The organism is Desulfocicer vacuolatum DSM 3385, assembly GCF_900176365.1.
Classification (GTDB): Bacteria; Desulfobacterota; Desulfobacteria; order Desulfobacterales; family Desulfobacteraceae; genus Desulfocicer; species Desulfocicer vacuolatum.
This window is the reverse complement of the sequence record NZ_FWXY01000013.1, coordinates 36,419-53,097: the sequence shown is the minus strand read 5'-3', so window position 1 is coordinate 53,097 and position 16,679 is coordinate 36,419. Positions and strand designations below refer to the sequence as shown.

12 protein-coding genes are annotated in these 16,679 nt (G+C 46.6%); 7 read left to right on the top strand and 5 right to left on the bottom strand.

Annotation, left to right across the window (positions count from 1 at the left end):
- The first annotated feature begins 77 nt into the window (after positions 1-77).
- From argC to aat, 6 genes are all read left to right on the top strand, one after another.
- Complete coding sequence (argC, locus tag B9A32_RS12545) at positions 78-1,115, top strand: N-acetyl-gamma-glutamyl-phosphate reductase (RefSeq protein WP_084069872.1); 1,038 nt, start codon at positions 78-80, stop codon at positions 1,113-1,115.
- Positions 1,116-1,331: 216 nt separating this feature from the next.
- Entirely contained in the window at positions 1,332-2,432 is a 1,101-nt protein-coding gene (locus B9A32_RS12540) for a M23 family metallopeptidase (RefSeq protein WP_084069789.1), read from the top strand.
- A 101-nt stretch (positions 2,433-2,533) separates the two neighbouring features.
- On the top strand, positions 2,534-5,056 hold the full coding sequence (gene secA / locus B9A32_RS12535; RefSeq protein WP_084069788.1) for a preprotein translocase subunit SecA: 2,523 nt from the start codon (positions 2,534-2,536) through the stop codon (positions 5,054-5,056).
- A 7-nt stretch (positions 5,057-5,063) separates the two neighbouring features.
- On the top strand, positions 5,064-5,378 hold the full coding sequence (gene clpS, locus B9A32_RS12530; protein WP_084069871.1) for an ATP-dependent Clp protease adapter ClpS: 315 nt from the start codon (positions 5,064-5,066) through the stop codon (positions 5,376-5,378).
- Positions 5,379-5,381: 3 nt separating this feature from the next.
- Entirely contained in the window at positions 5,382-7,634 is a 2,253-nt protein-coding gene (clpA, locus tag B9A32_RS12525) for an ATP-dependent Clp protease ATP-binding subunit ClpA (protein WP_084069787.1), read from the top strand.
- A 170-nt stretch (positions 7,635-7,804) separates the two neighbouring features.
- Entirely contained in the window at positions 7,805-8,497 is a 693-nt protein-coding gene (aat, locus tag B9A32_RS12520; protein WP_084069786.1) for a leucyl/phenylalanyl-tRNA--protein transferase, read from the top strand.
- A 12-nt stretch (positions 8,498-8,509) separates the two neighbouring features.
- Here the strand turns inward: aat and B9A32_RS12515 are convergent, their stop codons facing one another.
- The 3 genes from B9A32_RS12515 to B9A32_RS12505 all read right to left on the bottom strand — a co-directional run bounded on the left by B9A32_RS12515 (position 8,510) and on the right by B9A32_RS12505 (position 12,109).
- Positions 8,510-9,040, bottom strand: coding sequence for a universal stress protein (locus B9A32_RS12515; RefSeq protein WP_084069870.1), 531 nt, complete (start codon positions 9,038-9,040; stop codon positions 8,510-8,512).
- Between the two features lie 108 nt (positions 9,041-9,148).
- Positions 9,149-10,879 (bottom strand): TRAP transporter permease, encoded by a 1,731-nt coding sequence (locus tag B9A32_RS12510; protein ID WP_084069785.1) that lies wholly within the window; start codon positions 10,877-10,879, stop codon positions 9,149-9,151.
- A 255-nt stretch (positions 10,880-11,134) separates the two neighbouring features.
- A complete protein-coding gene (locus tag B9A32_RS12505) occupies positions 11,135-12,109 on the bottom strand; it encodes a TAXI family TRAP transporter solute-binding subunit (RefSeq protein ID WP_084069784.1) in 975 nt (324 codons plus the stop codon).
- 515 nt (positions 12,110-12,624) lie between these two features.
- Between B9A32_RS12505 and B9A32_RS12500 the strand changes: the two genes are divergently transcribed.
- Positions 12,625-13,599, top strand: a complete 975-nt coding sequence (locus B9A32_RS12500) for a DctP family TRAP transporter solute-binding subunit (protein WP_139795816.1) — start codon at positions 12,625-12,627, stop codon at positions 13,597-13,599.
- 233 nt (positions 13,600-13,832) lie between these two features.
- Here B9A32_RS12500 and B9A32_RS12495 read toward each other — a convergent pair whose 3' ends face one another.
- Both B9A32_RS12495 and B9A32_RS12490 read right to left on the bottom strand, forming a co-directional pair.
- Entirely contained in the window at positions 13,833-14,474 is a 642-nt protein-coding gene (locus tag B9A32_RS12495) for a response regulator transcription factor (RefSeq protein ID WP_232367145.1), read from the bottom strand.
- Positions 14,475-14,498: 24 nt separating this feature from the next.
- On the bottom strand, positions 14,499-16,637 hold the full coding sequence (locus tag B9A32_RS12490) for a sensor histidine kinase (RefSeq protein WP_084069782.1): 2,139 nt from the start codon (positions 16,635-16,637) through the stop codon (positions 14,499-14,501).
- Positions 16,638-16,679: the final 42 nt, after the last annotated feature.

Here is a 16,679-nt window from a genome sequence, read left to right as displayed (position 1 = left end):
TGTCTGATACCATCTTTTTTTTAACTCAACCCATTATAATAATGGGTATTATTCATCTTTTTCACAATGGAAACACTATGATTAAAACATGCATTGCAGGGGCGACCGGCTACACCGGCGCAGAGCTTGTCAAATTAATTTCAGGGCATCCCAACGCAGAGATAACCGCAGTGACCTCCCGTTCCTATGCCGGTCAAAAGCTGACAGATATTTTCCCGGCCCTGGGTGGAATGGTGGATATCACCTGTGAACCCATGGATATGGAATCCCTTAAAGGACGCATTGACTGCGTTTTCCTGGCCCTTCCCCACAAAGTATCCATGAGCTATGCCCCTTTTTTCATTGAAAACAATATCAAAGTCATTGATCTTTCTGCAGACTTCAGGTTTAAAGATCCCAAAGCCTATGAAGCGGCTTATCAGCCCCACAGTGCACCGGATCTTCTAAAAAATGCCGTTTACGGACTAAGTGAAATCTATGGGGATGCCATCAAAAAAGCCGATCTTGTGGGCAATCCGGGATGCTATCCCACAAGCCTGCTATTGCCCCTCATTCCCTTGATCAAAGAGGGGATGGTGAGCACCCGGGGCATTGTATCTGATTCCAAGTCCGGGGTGAGCGGTGCCGGTCGTGCCCTTTCCCTCTCCTCCCATTTCTGCGAGGTTAATGAATCCTTTAAGCCTTACAAGGTCGGCAACCATCGCCATGTGCCTGAAATGGAAGAAATTCTTTCCTTTCATGCCAAAGAGCCTGTAAAAATAACCTTTGTTCCCCATTTAATCCCCCTGACCCGGGGAATGGTGTCCACCATCTATGCAGAGGTAACAGCACCCACCACCCATGACGCGGTGATGAACACATTAAAACAATATTATGGTTCAGACGCCTTTGTAAGGCTCCTGCCCCAGGGAAAATTCCCAGACAGTGCCCATGTCCGGGGAACCAATTTTTGTGACATCGGTGTCCATGTGGATAACGACAGCCAAAGAATCATCCTGGTTTCTGCCATTGACAATATTTTAAAAGGAGCCGCCGGCCAGGCTGTTCAAAACATGAATCTTATGTTTGGCATGGAGCAGAGGTTGGGACTTGAACTGATTCCCGGAGCCATATAACAGGCATCCCCTGTTGGACACAACAAATATAGAGTCGTAGACGCGGAGCCAAATGGTATTATACCGCCACACCCGACGGGCAATGGACCCGGACCGGAACTGTAGACAGTTCAATTGTCCGATTCCTATTGCCCGTCGGGGGCGGCTCTGCCTTAGGTTGCCTTGGAGGTCATATGATGGATACCCCCCAAAAAAACAATTCAGGAGCAAAGGGCATTGACTCAAAAACGTTTCTTCCCCAAAAAATCCAAAATTTATGAAAAACATCCCATTGTTTTTCAATACCCTCCTGTTTTATACAAAAAATATAGATTTTTTTTATGGGAAAAGATCTCCTCCTTTCCCTGGTCCACCCTGTTGAAAAGCACTCCCTTTTTATTGGCATTGCTTTTATTTTTTTATTGCGGCCACCAGCACAGACAGTTAAAGCAAATGATTTCCATCAACAACTCGCTGATAAATACCATTTACACACAACACACCACCCTTTCTGACCAAAAACAGAAAATAACAATCCAGGATCGCAAGGCCCGGGAACAAAACAATGAGCTCGTCAAAAAGAATCTGGCATTGGAAGAAGTAAAACATAGATTTGAAACCATGTCACAACAGCTCACAGAACTTCACCGTCAAGCCACCCGACTTGCAGCCCTGGGTGAGCAGGTCAGCCTCCTTACCAACATGGAAGGATCCGCCCCTTCCCGGGAAAATACGGGAATCGGAGGTAATGCCCGGGATCTTTCCCCCATGGTTTCCATTTCCCTTGATGACTCCCGGGATGACAGCAAAATCAAGGACCCTGTCCAAGGGCAGATAGATGCCACCCGACAGCTTCTTGACCGACAAACCAAAATCTTTGCCATTCTTAAAAAAGAGCTGGAAATAAAAAACGAACTTCTGGCCTGTACCCCTTCCATTAAACCCACTTCCGGTGTTGTCACCTGTAAATTCGGTTCCAGACTGTCACCATTTTCAGGAAAACGGGAATTTCACACTGGCATGGACATTGCCAATAAAAGAGGAACCAAGGTATATGCCACGGCCCGGGGAAAGGTCATTTTTGCAAAAAAGAAATGGCTCATCGGGAATCTTGTCACCATTGATCATGGAAATAATATTATCACCAAATATGGGCATCTGAATAAATTTCTGGTAAAAAAAGGAGATATGGTCAATCGTGGAGATGTCATCGGACTCATGGGCAGTACAGGTAAAAGCACCGGCCCCCACGTCCATTATGAAGTGGTGGTCAATGGTAAGCCTGAAAACCCGGCAAACTATTTTCCAGGCAAGTTTGCCATCTCAAAAAAACAATAACAGCCAATAAAGAATGCCAAAAAACATTTCATTTTTTTCAATTCGTGCTTATATATTGTTAACATAAAATTTTTTTCAACTTTTGAAGGTAATTTAATCATATGGTATTCAGTTTACTCACTAAAATATTTGGCTCCAGCAATGACCGGGCAATCAAAAAAATTCAACCCATTGTGGAAACGATAAATTCACTTGAACCCGATTTTCAGCAGCTTGAAGACCTGGAACTCACAAAAAAAACAGCTGAATTCCAGCAGCGCCACCAGGGAGGAGAATCCCTGGACACCCTTTTGCCCGAAGCCTTTGCCCTGGTGCGGGAGGCTTCCTGGCGCAAATTGAACATGCGTCACTTTGATGTGCAGCTCATCGGCGGCATCGCCCTGCACCAGGGTATCATTGCAGAGATGAAAACCGGTGAGGGAAAAACCCTGATGTCCACCCTTCCCGCCTATCTCAATGCATTGTCCGGTAAAGGTGTCCATGTGGTTACAGTGAATGACTACCTTGCAAAAAGGGATGCCGAGTGGATGGCCCAGATTTACAATTTTCTGGGTCTTGAGGTGGGGGTGGTTGTCCATGACATGGATGATCAGGAACGAAAAAAAGCCTACAATGCTGATATCACCTATGGAACCAACAATGAATTTGGGTTTGATTATCTCAGGGATAACATGAAATTTGACAGGGAATCCCTGGCCCAGAGGGAATTAAACTTTGCCATTGTGGATGAGGTGGACAGTATTCTCATTGATGAGGCCAGAACCCCGTTAATTATTTCAGGCCCGGCGGAAAAATCCACCCATCTCTACCAACAATCAAACACCATCATCCCGGCCTTTAAAAAGGAAGAAGATTATACCATTGATGAAGAGGCAAAAAGTGTCATGCTCACCGAGGCAGGCATTGCCAAGGGGGAAAAACTTCTGGGGGTGGACAATATTTATGATCCTGCCAACATTGAAATCCTTCATCATCTGAACCAGGCATTAAAGGCACACACCCTGTTCAAGCGGGATGTTGACTACATTGTTAAAAATGATGAGGTGGTCATTGTTGATGAATTCACCGGCAGATTAATGGCCGGCAGGCGCTACAGCGAAGGACTTCACCAGGCCCTGGAAGCCAAGGAAAAGGTTAAGATTGCCAATGAAAACCAGACCCTTGCCTCCATCACCTTTCAGAATTATTTTCGCATGTACGACAAACTGAGCGGTATGACCGGTACAGCGGAAACAGAAGCTGCGGAGTTCAAGAAAATTTATGACTTGGATGTACTTGTGATCCCCACCCATCGCCCCATGATTCGAAAGGATTTCCCGGATCTTATTTATAAAACCCAGAAAGAAAAATACAATGCCGCCATCCAGGAGATCATCACGCTTCATCGCAAGGGGCAGCCGGTGCTGGTGGGTACCATTTCCATTGATGTATCTGAAGATTTGAGTAAAAAATTAAAAAAAATGGGGGTCAAACACACCGTTCTCAATGCCAAGCATCACCAGGCCGAAGCAGAAATTGTGGCCAATGCCGGTCAAAAGGGGGCGGTGACCATATCCACCAATATGGCTGGCCGTGGTACTGATATCGTACTTGGGGAAGGGGTAAAAGAACTTGGCGGACTTCATATTCTGGGGACCTCCCGCCACGAATCCCGGCGTATTGACAACCAGCTCCGGGGTCGATCCGGCCGTCAGGGAGATGAGGGTTCTTCCCGTTTCTATCTTTCCCTGGAAGATGATCTGTTGCGAATTTTCGGTGGAGACCGCATCACCGCCATCATGGATCGTCTGGGCATTGATGAAGGGGAACCCATTGAACACAAGCTCATCAGCCGGGCCATTGAAAATGCACAGTCCAAGGTGGAAGGTCACAACTTTGAGATCAGAAAGCAGCTCATTGAGTACGATGATGTCATGAACCAGCAAAGGGAAGTGATCTATCGCCAGCGACGCCAGGCGCTCAAGGAAGGAGATCTTAAATCTGAAATCATTGAAATGATTGAAGAAAAAGCCATGGATATTGTGCATCGCTTTCAAGATGACAAACTTCCCCTGGAAGAGTGGGACTGGGAGGGTATCTCCGATGCCGTGAAGCGCCAGTTTGACTTCACCATTGATGTTGAGACCCTTAAAACAGAAACTGACAATAAGGAAAATGCTTCCCAGCACATTGCAGACCACGCCATGGCTCTGTATGCGGCCAAAGAAGCGTTGATCGGAGAAGAAGATACCCGCCAGCTGGAACGATACATCATGCTGCAGACCGTGGATACCCTGTGGAAAGAACATCTTCTTAATATGGATCATCTCAAGGAGGGCATCGGCCTTCGAAGCTATGCCCAGCAAAATCCCTTGATTATTTACAAAAAAGAGGGGTATGAAATGTTCCAGGGCCTCATTGATCGGATTCGGGAAGAGACCCTTGCCATTCTCTTCAGAATTCAAATTGCCCCCAGTGCCGAGGCACCGGTCATGAAAAAACCCCAAAATGACAACTTGATTCTGTCGGGGTCAGATAACTCTTTGCCCCGCCAACCTGTTAAGCGGTCCTCGGCAAAAATAGGCAGAAATGATCCTTGCCACTGTGGCAGCGGGAAGAAATATAAAAAATGCTGTGGAGCCTGATATTCATATGAGTACCATTGAACCGGACATCCGGGAAGAAACCACATCACACACCTCCCAAAGGGAAAAAGACCCCCCCATGTATAAGGTGTTTTTGCACAACGATGACTATACCACCATGGAATTTGTTGTTGAAATATTGGTAACTGTTTTTGGGAAATCCCTTGAAAAAGCAACCCGGATAATGCTTAATATACATGAAAAAGGGATAGGTCTTTGCGGTATTTATACCCGTGAGGTTGCAGAAACAAAAGTAAACACCGTGCACAACCTTGCAAGGGAACAGGGATTCCCCTTAAAAAGCACAATGGAGAAGGAGTAAGCCATGATAAGCAAAGAGTTAAGCATAACATTGGGTGCGGCAGTGAAAGAGGCCAAAAAAAGACGCCACGAGTATGTTTGCGTGGAACATGTCCTCTATGCCATCCTGAAACATGGCAAAGGTGCTGAAACCGTCAAAGAGTGTGGCGGCAACACTGAAAATATAAAGAAAAATCTGGACATTTTTTTTCAGGAAAAAATGGAAGCCATGGACGAGGACAAAGAGTATGTTCTCCAGCAGACCATCGGTTTCCAGCGCATGATCCAACGGGCCATTAACCATGCCCGCTCTGCGGAAAAATCAGAGGTGAATCTGGGGGATATCCTGGCTTCAATTTTCCAGGAAAAGGACTCCCATGCCGCCTTTTACCTGGAGGCCGAAGGGATCACCCGTCTGGATGTACTGAATTACATCTCCCATAGATCCCCACCGGGACCCACCTCCTCCGGCCCTGGATTGAAACCCATCAGACCGGCGGGCAAACCCGGCCAGCAAACCAAAAAAGAAACCCCCCTTGAGATGTTCACCGTTGATCTGCTCAAAAAAGCGGCAGACGGTAAAATTGATCCCCTCATCGGTCGGCAGAATGAAACAGACAGGGCCATGCAGGTGCTGTGCAGAAGACGAAAAAACAACCCCATATTTGTGGGGGACCCCGGCGTTGGTAAAACCGCCCTTGCCGAAGGCCTTGCCCTGAAGGCCTTTAAAAAAAAGGTGCCGGACTTTTTAAAAGACGCTGAAATGTTTGCCCTGGACATGGGAGCACTTCTTGCCGGTACCAAGTACCGGGGGGATTTTGAGCAACGTTTAAAGGATGTTATCACAGCCCTTGAAAATAAAGACAATGCCCTGTTGTTCATTGACGAAATCCACACAGTGGTGGGGGCCGGTGCCACCAGCAGCGGCTCCATGGATGCCTCCAATATTTTAAAGCCTGCTCTGACCACGGGCAGCATTCGCTGTGTGGGGTCCACCACCTATGAAGAGTATAAAAACCACTTTGAAAAGGACCGGGCTCTTTCCCGGAGATTTGAAAAAATTGAAGTACCCGAACCCTCGGTGGAAGAGACCGTAGATATCTTAAAAGGTCTTAAAGGCTGCTATGAGGACCACCACGGCTTGAGCTACACCGATGAATCGTTGGAAGCGGCGGCCAAACTGTCTGCCAAACATATCAACGACCGGTTCCTGCCGGACAAGGCCATTGATGTTATTGACGAAACCGGTTCTTTGATTCGTCTGTCAGACAATGCCCGGCGGAAAAACATCCTGGTGGGGGACATTGAAAAAACCATTGCAAAAATGGCCAAGATACCTGCCTCCAGTATAACGGCAACGGACAAATCCAACCTGGAAAATCTGGACAAAAAACTGTGCCAGGTAATTTTTGGCCAGGACAAGGCCGTTGATACCCTGACCACAGCCATTAAACGATCCCGGGCCGGGCTTTCGGCCCCGGACAGACCCATTGGGTCATTTTTATTCACCGGTCCCACTGGGGTGGGAAAAACCGAAGTGGCCCGTCAACTGGCCTTTAACATGGGAATCAACTTCCTGCGGTTTGACATGAGTGAATACATGGAAAAACATGCCGTGTCCCGACTCATTGGCGCACCTCCCGGCTATGTGGGATTTGAACAGGGGGGAATTTTAACCGATAATATCCGAAAGCATCCCCATTCGGTGCTGCTGCTGGATGAAATTGAAAAGGCCCACCAGGATCTGTTTAATATCCTGCTCCAGGTGATGGACTATGCCACATTGACGGACAACAACGGAAAGTCCGCTGATTTCAGAAATGTGGTGATCATCATGACCTCCAATGCCGGAGCCCGGGATATGACTGTCAACAAAATTGGATTTGGTGATCAGATGGAGGACGTCAAGGCCAAGGGGTCCCGGGCCGTTGAACGCACCTTCAGCCCGGAATTCAGAAACCGCCTGGATGCCATGATCCAGTTCAATGCCCTGTCCCAGGAAATCATGGAATGCATTGTTGACAAGGGCATGAAGGCCCTGCGGGAATTGTTAAAACCCAAGAATGTCACCCTGAAATACAATGCCAAAGTAAGATCCTGGCTGGCCCGGGAAGGGTATGACCCCAAATTTGGTGCCCGTCCCCTGGATCGGGTGATCCAAACCCGGATCAAAGACAGGCTCACCGATGAGATTCTTTTTGGTCAGCTGGAAAAAGGAGGAACCGTTTCTCTGGGACTTCGCAACAACGAACTTTCTTTTAATTATAAGAAAATATAGATATGGCTGATTTAAATTTCATGATTTGTTGTGGGCAGAACCGGATCACAATATGCTCTGTCCGCAGCAATTTATATGAAATACTCCGCAAATCAGGGGCGTATTTCAACCTTCGTTATGGGCAGCACCGAATCAGAATGCGGTCCGCCCGTGGCGGTTATAAAAAATAAATGCCGGTTTTCAGATTATCCAAGGCTCTTATTTTTCCACCGGCCCACCTGGCAAGGGAAGACGGTTTATTGGGCGTTGGGGGAGATCTTTCTTCCCGGCGCCTGATTCTTGCTTATGAAAATGGTATTTTCCCATGGTTTTCCCAGGGAGAGCCCCTTTTGTGGTGGTCCCCGGACCCCCGCATGGTTCTCTATCCCCGGAACATCAACATATCCAGAAGTCTTAATAAATGCATCCGCCAAAAAAAATTCACCATCACCATGGATCAAAGCTTTAAGGCTGTGATTACGGCATGTGCCCATTCGCGCACAGAAAATGGCCAGGATACCTGGCTTGTGGATGGCATGATAGCGGCATATACCCGCCTCCATGAAAAGGGGGTGGCCCATTCCGTGGAGGCGTGGCAGGACGACAAACTGGTGGGGGGACTTTATGGGGTATCTCTGGGACGCACCTTTTTTGGGGAATCCATGTTTTCCCTTAAGAGCAACAGCTCCAAGGTGGCCCTGGCAGCACTATGCCGCCATCTCACAGCCCTTAAGTTTGATCTCATTGACTGCCAGGTGGCCACAGACCATCTGGCATCCATGGGAGCCGTGGAAATCCCAAGGAGCCTGTTTCTGCAAAAACTCACCCGCTCTTTAAATAAAAAACCCGTTAAAGGCTCCTGGACCTTTAACGGGTTTATGTAAAAAAATCAAATTTTACTCTTCATGGGGAAGGCGTACCACTAAAACCGGGATATCAGAACGCCGGAGCACCCTTTTGGTAATACTTCCCATCATCACATCTGCCAGGGTGGAATGGCCCCGGCTTCCCATGACAATAAGATCACAGTTTCGCTCTTTACTTTGTTTTAAAATTTCCTTTACCGGGTTTCCCCGCTCAATGATGATTTCATCGGCAAGGGATGAGGTATCATTTTCCTTGCGAACATCCTGGGAGAACTGATCCAGTACTTCCCGGATGAGGACATGATCCCGCTTTTTTGCAATCAATGATTCCCGGGTCTGGTTGTAATGGGTGTTTTTAATTTCATCCCACTTTTCCTGCTTGATATAACCGGAAACATTGGCTTCCATGATGCTCTGTTCTTCGGGCATCACATGAAGAATGGTGATTTTTGCCTGGTAAAGCTCGGCAAGGCTCACGGCATAGGCAAAAGCATACCGGGCATTGTCTGACAGATCTGTGGGATATAAAATATTGGATACGTTTACCTGGGGTAATTTCATCTTAACCTCATATTTTGAAAATGGATACCGGGTGCCCGGCTTTGGCATTGCTTTGTTGTGGGCAGACCGAGGTCAGAGCAAGGCCTGCCCATGGCAGTTATTGAGAAGTTAGACAGCTTTCTTTTGAAACAATCCCTTGATGTAATCAATCCAAATAAAACTGAAAAACCAGGAGTAAGCCCAGGTACCCAAAACAATGAAAATAAAAGCCTTGGTGATATCCATGGTGGAGCCGTCCAGGGAAAAACCGGGAACATAACCAAAAAGCAAGGGACCAAGATAAAGAAATTTTGCAAATTTAAAGGCTGTAAAGGCTGTTTTCCACATATTGGCCTTGGCAATGGTGGCCCCGGCAAAGGCGGCAATGCACACCGGCGGCGTAATGTTGGAATCCTGGGAAAGCCAGTAAACAATCATGTGGGCCGCAAGTTCATTGACCCCGAGATGGGTCAGGGCTGGCACCGCCACAACAGCAGTGATAAGGTATGCTGCTGTCACAGGCACCCCCATCCCCAATACCAGGGAGGCCATGGCCACCATCATGATGGTCATTAAAAGGGATCCGCTGGCAAGTTCAATCATGATGTCAGCAAAGGTCAATACCAGGCCGGAAAAGGTCAACACACCGATGATGATACCGATGATTCCCACCGTGGCCCCCACCTTGAGGCTGTTTTCCGTTCCTTCCCGGGAGGCTTCAACAAATCTCTTAAACCCAATGCGGGTATCTTTTCTCACCCAGCTGATGGCAATGCAGGAAATAAGACCGATGATGGCAGAATATCCCGGAGAAAAACCTGCCAGCATGAAAATCGTTATCAACACCAGGGGAAGGGTATAAAACCACTCTTTTTTAAATATTTCCATGGCACTGTGTTCTGATTTTTCACCCACAATGTTGAAGCGTTTGGCTTCGTAGTGCACCATGACAAACACCGAGAAAAAATACATGAAAGCCGGGAAAATGGCCACCAGCATGATTCTGGAATAGGGAAGCCCGGTGAGCTCTGCCATGATAAATCCCCCGGCTCCCATGATGGGGGGCATGAACATGCCGCCAATGGAAGCAGCCGGTTCAATGGCGCCGGCCACATGGGGTTTAAAGCCTGCTTTTTTCATCATGGGGATGGTAAAAGCGCCGGTGGAAACAGTGTTGGCAATGGCGCTTCCGGAAATGGAACCAAAAAGACCGCTGGCAATAACAGAAACCTTGGCAGGCCCCCCCAGTTTGTGGCCCACAGCTGCCAGGGGCCAGTCAATGAAAAATCGTTGGGCCCCGCATTTTTCCAGAAAGGCACCAAAAAGAACAAACAAGATCACATAGGTGGCAAGTACATTGGCCATGATGCCAAACACACCGTCACTCTTATAAAAAATACTGGTGCAAAGCTCAATAAAGGGGGCTCCTGCATGGGAAACCAGATCCGGAGCCAGGTATCCATATACCCCGTAAACCAGCATGACAATCCCGATGAGAACAAACACATTCCCCACCACCCGGCGGGCCAGTTCAATACCAATGAGAACCCCGACAATGGCCACCATCATGTCAAACTGGGTTTCTGCCCCGGTGCGATAATTGATGGCTTCAAAATTCAAAATCCAATAGCCCACACAAAAAATGGACAAAAATATTAACAGATAATCCACCATTCGCATGATTTTCGATTTTGATTTATACAGCAAAAAAATCAGAACATAGGTGATGATAACATATATGCCCCTGTGATACTGGGTGGATGCCGGCTGTATGACCGCGGCATAGGAGTAAAACAGTACAAGAATCACCGAGCACACATCAAATACTATCTTTTCAAATTGATTTAATTTTTCGTACACTGTTGGCCGCCTGTTGTTATGCAGCAATTCAAATTCTGGTTGTTAATTGATTTATGGGTGTGTCAGTTTTTGAAAGCACGTTGATGAAAACACTCATCTTTTTGATTCCAAACGCAGATCAGTCCAAAATTAGAATGGCTGGTTGTTATGGTTCTTTTTTCAGTTCAGAAAACCGGCTGGTGGGAAGTTCAAAGAAAAAGATGCAGACGAAATTGTCATCACAACAATTTCATCTGCATCATGGGGGATGATGAATTACAAGAGACCTTTTTCTTTCCAGAACTTTTCAGCACCGGGATGAAGCGGGGTTACAATACCTTTAATACCGGTTTCCACTGCCATCTCTTTAAAAGTCTTTTTCTGGCTGATCATGTGCTTAAGGCCTTCATCGCTGTAAATAATGGAAAGCATCTCATATACCACGTCATCAGAAACCTTTGCATTGGCAACCCACAGGGCTGAATCCTGGAAGGAAGGAGAGTCATAATCAGCGCCTTTGTAGGTACCGGCAGGGATGATAAGTTTTGAAAAGTAGGGATATTCTTTATAAAATCCGGAAGCTTCAGCATCTGCACCCAGGTTTACCATTTCAATGTCATTGGTCTGGGCCGCCATGATAACGGCACCGCTTGGGAATGCAGTAAACAGCCAGAAAGCATCCAGTTGTTTATTACCAAAGGCCTGGGCTGCATCATTGTAACCCATGGCATTTCTTTCAATCTTATCCCATACACCCATGTAGGAAAAGAAAAGCTCGCAATTGGCAAAGGCACCGGAACCGGCATTGCCCACGCCCACTTTTTTACCCACAAGATCTTTTACACTTTTGATGCCGGAACCGGCACGGACAACCAGCTGACCGGGTGCGCCATAAAGATAAGATACCGCCTTAACATTTTCATATACCTTGGTATCGTTTTTCATTTTACCTTTGCTGCCCAGCCATACATGACCGGAGTAAACAACGCTCATGTGCTGTCGACCTGCATTGGTTTTTCGTAAATTCTCCACAGATCCGGCCGAAGACTGGGCCTGCACCTTGAAGTTTTCAGCTGCTTTAATGGGTTTAAAAACCTGAACGGCATTGGCCACCACCTGGAATGTACCGCCTGCAGGACCGCCGCCAAAAATAATTCTTTCTTTTTTGGCAAAGGCAGATCCTGAAAAAATTAATGTCATGGCAGAAAAAAGACAAATTCCCGTAATAAGAGCAATGTGTTTGCTTTTCATGAAATTCTCCTTGGATTAAATGCGTTGTTTTAAATAAATTTCGGGTGTGGATCGTAAAATACTACATGGTAATTGTCTAACAGTGCAAAAAAGAAATATCAATGCGGGTATTTCTGATTATAATGTAGGTATTTTTCTTACAAATCAAGATAACTAACTAATATAATTAAAATAAATAACAAATGTAGTATTTTTACCTACATGACAATACAAAATTCTCTGATTGCCTCACTCATCCTTTGATTGTAAAATCCGAATCATCATAAATCATATTTTTTTTATATGAAATACTCCGCAAAGCCGATGAGTATTTCTATCTTTGTTGTGGGCGGAACCGGGGCAGAATACGGTCCGCCCGTGGCGGTTTATATGAAAGACTCCGCGAATCAGGGGTGTATTTGAATCTTTGTTGTGGGTGGAATCGGATCAGAATAAGGTCTTCCCGTGGCAGTTATTTCAGAATCAAAGGGAAAAAATCATTGAGAAATAAATATGGATTTTTTTTATTGAGTCTAATGATTTTCATCGTAATATTGGGAAAATCACTGGCATCGAATGCCCCCATTGTCATCCGGTTTTCCCATGTGGTTGCCCCCAATACCCCCAAAGGCTGGGGGGCCAAGGAATTTGCACGACGTGTTAACCGGGAATTGAATGGAAAGGTGCGGGTGGAGGTTTTTGCCAATGGAACCCTTTACCGGGATAATGAAGCCATTGAAGCCCTGGCCGCAGGAGATCTTGAAATGGCAGCACCTTCGTCTGCTAAACTCATGGGTATTGTCCCGGCACTGCAGCTGTTTGACATGCCCTTTCTCTTTTCTGACATCCAATCTGTCCACAATGCCATGGACGGTGCCATTGGAGAGGAAATGAAAGAAATTTTCCTCAACCGAAACCTGGGTATCCGGCTTCTCACTTTCTGGGACAATGCCTTTAAACAATTTACTTGTAATGTTCATCCCCTTTTATCTCCAGATGATTTCAAGGGACTTAAATTCAGAATCATGAGTTCCGATGTTCTGGAAACCCAGATGAAATCCCTGGGGGCAACAGGGCTTCGTCTCCCTTTCCAGGAGGTGTACGAGGTTCTTAAAAAAGGGATTGTGGATGGCCAGGAAAATACGGCGTCCAATATCTACACGGGCAATTTCCACAAAGTACAGCAATATCTTACATTTTCAAATCATGGATACCTTGGGTATCTGGTGATCATCAATGAGGCATTTTGGGAAAAACTACCCGGCCACATTCAAAACAAACTGACCGCTATATTGGAAGATGTAACAAAAAACGTCAGAAAAAAGGCCCAAGAACTTGACAGACAGCAATCAGAACAAATCAAAATATACGCAAAAACCCATGATCGTCCCGGCATCAGCACTTTAAATGAATACCAGAAAAAAAACCTGCAAAAAGCCATGCTGCCTGTTTATAAAAAATTTTCCACCATCGTACCCGAACGATGGGTTTCAAGCATAAAAAACATGTAACACAAACACCCATGGATCTAAATCTCTCATTTTCATACCACATGAGATGTGTTTAAATTCAAAAAAACACACATTATACGGTGACAAATTGGAAAATTTATGACTGACGGGCACAAACAGTTGTCAGTATTTGGGGAGTCAGCAGTTTTTAATTTACCGTTTATCCAATATGCCACCTATAAAATATGGCGGTCTGAGTTTTGTAAATGGTAAATCAATAAGATCTGACTCCCTTAAATCTGAATAATTTTATTCTGCATGGCAAACCGTGACAGCTCTGCATTGTTACGAAGGTTGAGTTTTTTTAAAATGCGGGATCGATAGGTATCCACGGTTTTAACACTGAGATGATAGCTGTCTGCAATTTCGTGGTTGGTCTGGCCCAATGCAAGTTTCCTGAGCACCTGGAGTTCGCGCATGGAAAGGGACTCTGCATCGGATTTGGCCTTATCGCCCCGGATAACCCTTAATGCCAGGGCTTCACTGGCTTTTTCCGTGAGATAGAGACCTCCTGCATACAATTTTTTCACCGCATCCACCAACTGTTCCGGGGCCGACTGTTTGGTTACATAGCCCATGGCACCGGATTCCACAGCCCGCACCACATACTGCTCTTCATCATGCATGGTGAGAATCAGCAGCGGCATGGAGGGTGCCAGGGTCTTTAACTGAGAAACCACTTCAAGCCCATCCATGCCCGGCATGGAGATATCCACCACAGCCACATCAGGCCGGGTTTCCAAGGCCCGGGAAATGGCCTCATTGCCATCGGCGGCCTCGGCCACCACTTCCATTTCTCCGCTTTCTTCTATTATCCGGCGCAACCCCTCTCTTACAATTTTATGATCGTCGGCCAGCAGCACTTTGATCATCATAATTTATAGCTCCTGTTTTTTTGTTCAGTTCAATTGAGCTTCCCCATGAATTTTCACATGGCAGCACACCCGGGTTCCCCCACTGGGGTAACTGTCAATGCAAAGCTCTCCCCCCACCAGAGAGGCCCGTTCTTTCATGCCCGTGAGTCCCAGACCTTCAGAACCGTTTCCATTTTGATCCCCCGGAGAAAATCCACACCCGTTATCTGTGACACAGAGCACAAGAACACCACGGTTTAAATTTAATGCCACTTTAATTGCAGTGGCATTGGCGTGCCTTGCCGTATTGGTCATGGCTTCCTGGGCAATGCGGTAAAAAGCTGTGGCCAGGGTATCGTCCACCTCTGGTACATTGTCATGGAGAAAAATGCAGGAAATCTCCGATCGGTCCTCAAAATCCCGGGTCAAAATTTCCAGGGCCGCCACCAACCCCAGATCATCCAATACACCGGGACGGAGCTGGAAGGCCATGCGTCTGACATCTTCAATGGTATCATCAATCAGGGATGAAATGCGCCGGGCACGCAGGGCCGCTGTTTCATTGGATGTCATAAGATTCTTTTCCAGCCACACCGTGTCCATTTTAAGGGCAGTTAAAATCTGCCCCAGATGATCGTGGAGCTCCCGGGCCACCTTGCGTCTTTCATTTTCATGGGCAGCCATGATTTTACCGGACAACTGCCGCAGGGTATTATGTACCTTTTTTAACTCTAATGTGCGGGTCTCCACCTGCTGCTCCAGATCCTGGGAGTACCTGGACAATTGTTCCTTGGCCTGCTCAAGATCTTTTTGCACCTGATTTTTCTCCGTGACATCCACACTCACGGCCAGGGATCTTACCACCTTCCCGTCATCATCCCTCACCCCGAAACAGGAGAGTAGAATCTCAATGTGTCCCCCGTTTTTTTTCACATAGGTATAGGGCACATCTTTGCAGAAGCCTGTTTTAAAAAACACAGGGAAAATAACCTCTTCTGCAATTTTTCGGGATTCCCGGGTGTAAAAACCGGTGAGGGGTTTGTTAATCACTTCATGGCGTTCATACCCCATTTTATCCAGCCAGTAATCACTGACCCGGATGATGGTGCCACTGGTATCAATGGAGTGGAGCATCACCGGCGTATGGTTGTAGATATGCCGATACCGCTCCTCACTGTAGCGTAACTCTTTTTCCGCTTTTTTCCGCCGGACAATCTCCTTTGAGGCCATGTTATATAAAATAAAAACCGCAATACCGATGAAAATGGAAACCACCACAATCACAGGTCCGATGACCCGGACAAAGGGGTCAGCCAAGTGTTTTCCAATATTTTCCCAGCTCATTAAGTGGACAATTTTCCATCCCGGAAACCCATCAAGCGCCATGTCTGAATATAAAAAACGGGCCTGACTTCGATCCATTACATGGAGCTCATTTTCCCTTTTAAAACCGGTCCACAGCCAGGGCCCGTCCCCGAACTGCCGGGATTCATTGATGGCACGGATGCGATCCCTGGACAGTTTCCATAAGAGCATGAACCGCAATTCCTGTTTGCTTGAAATAAAAATCACGCCATTGGCATCTGCCACCAGCAGGACCCCTTCAGAACCGGCAAACAATTTGGATTCAATGCGCTCCACAGAGGCTTTGATCACGGCCACCCCCAGGACCACATGGCCATGGCGGTCATAAACGGGGTGGGTATAATAGATACCACGCTTTCTGGAGGTGGTTCCCTGGGCAAGATAGACCGCAGGTGTGCCGTTGACAGCCTTTTTAAAATAGGGTCTGAAGGAAAAATTCTTTCCCACAAAACTATCGTATTTGCTGCGGTTACTGGAAGCAATGGTCTCTCCATGGGCATCCATGAGATAACACACCTCAACATTCAAGGATTTCACAAAATTATCCAGAATGCTGTCCACATTGGCCTGGTATACCGCATCTTTTTTTTCCAGAATCATCCTGAGTTCTTTAAGGCCTGCCAGTATTTTCACAGGGCGAATGTGTTCCGACAAAAAGGTGGTAAGTTGGCGTTGAAGCAGCTCAAGACGTGTCTCTGCATAATCTTCCGCCTGGCTGAACACCGTTTTTCTCAAAGAAAGATAATAAAGCCCCCCACCGGTGGACACCGAAAGAAAGGCCAGAATGGCAAGTACAAGAACAATAACCCTTAACCGCATGCATGAACTCCTTAAAAATTCAGATTGTCAAATGTGGAGCAA

Excerpts from the sequence above, each read along its gene's own strand:
- argC (WP_084069872.1), top strand. The coding sequence starts at position 78 with ATGATTAAAACATGCATTGCAGGGGCGACCGGCTACACCGGCGCAGAG.
- secA (WP_084069788.1), top strand. The coding sequence starts at position 2,534 with ATGGTATTCAGTTTACTCACTAAAATATTTGGCTCCAGCAATGACCGG.
- clpS (WP_084069871.1), top strand. The coding sequence starts at position 5,064 with ATGAGTACCATTGAACCGGACATCCGGGAAGAAACCACATCACACACC.
- clpA (WP_084069787.1), top strand. The coding sequence starts at position 5,382 with ATGATAAGCAAAGAGTTAAGCATAACATTGGGTGCGGCAGTGAAAGAG.
- aat (WP_084069786.1), top strand. The coding sequence starts at position 7,805 with ATGCCGGTTTTCAGATTATCCAAGGCTCTTATTTTTCCACCGGCCCAC.
- B9A32_RS12515 (WP_084069870.1), bottom strand. The coding sequence starts at position 9,040 with ATGAAATTACCCCAGGTAAACGTATCCAATATTTTATATCCCACAGAT.
- B9A32_RS12505 (WP_084069784.1), bottom strand. The coding sequence starts at position 12,109 with ATGAAAAGCAAACACATTGCTCTTATTACGGGAATTTGTCTTTTTTCT.
- B9A32_RS12500 (WP_139795816.1), top strand. The coding sequence starts at position 12,625 with ATGATTTTCATCGTAATATTGGGAAAATCACTGGCATCGAATGCCCCC.
- B9A32_RS12495 (WP_232367145.1), bottom strand. The coding sequence starts at position 14,474 with ATGATGATCAAAGTGCTGCTGGCCGACGATCATAAAATTGTAAGAGAG.
- B9A32_RS12490 (WP_084069782.1), bottom strand. The coding sequence starts at position 16,637 with ATGCGGTTAAGGGTTATTGTTCTTGTACTTGCCATTCTGGCCTTTCTT.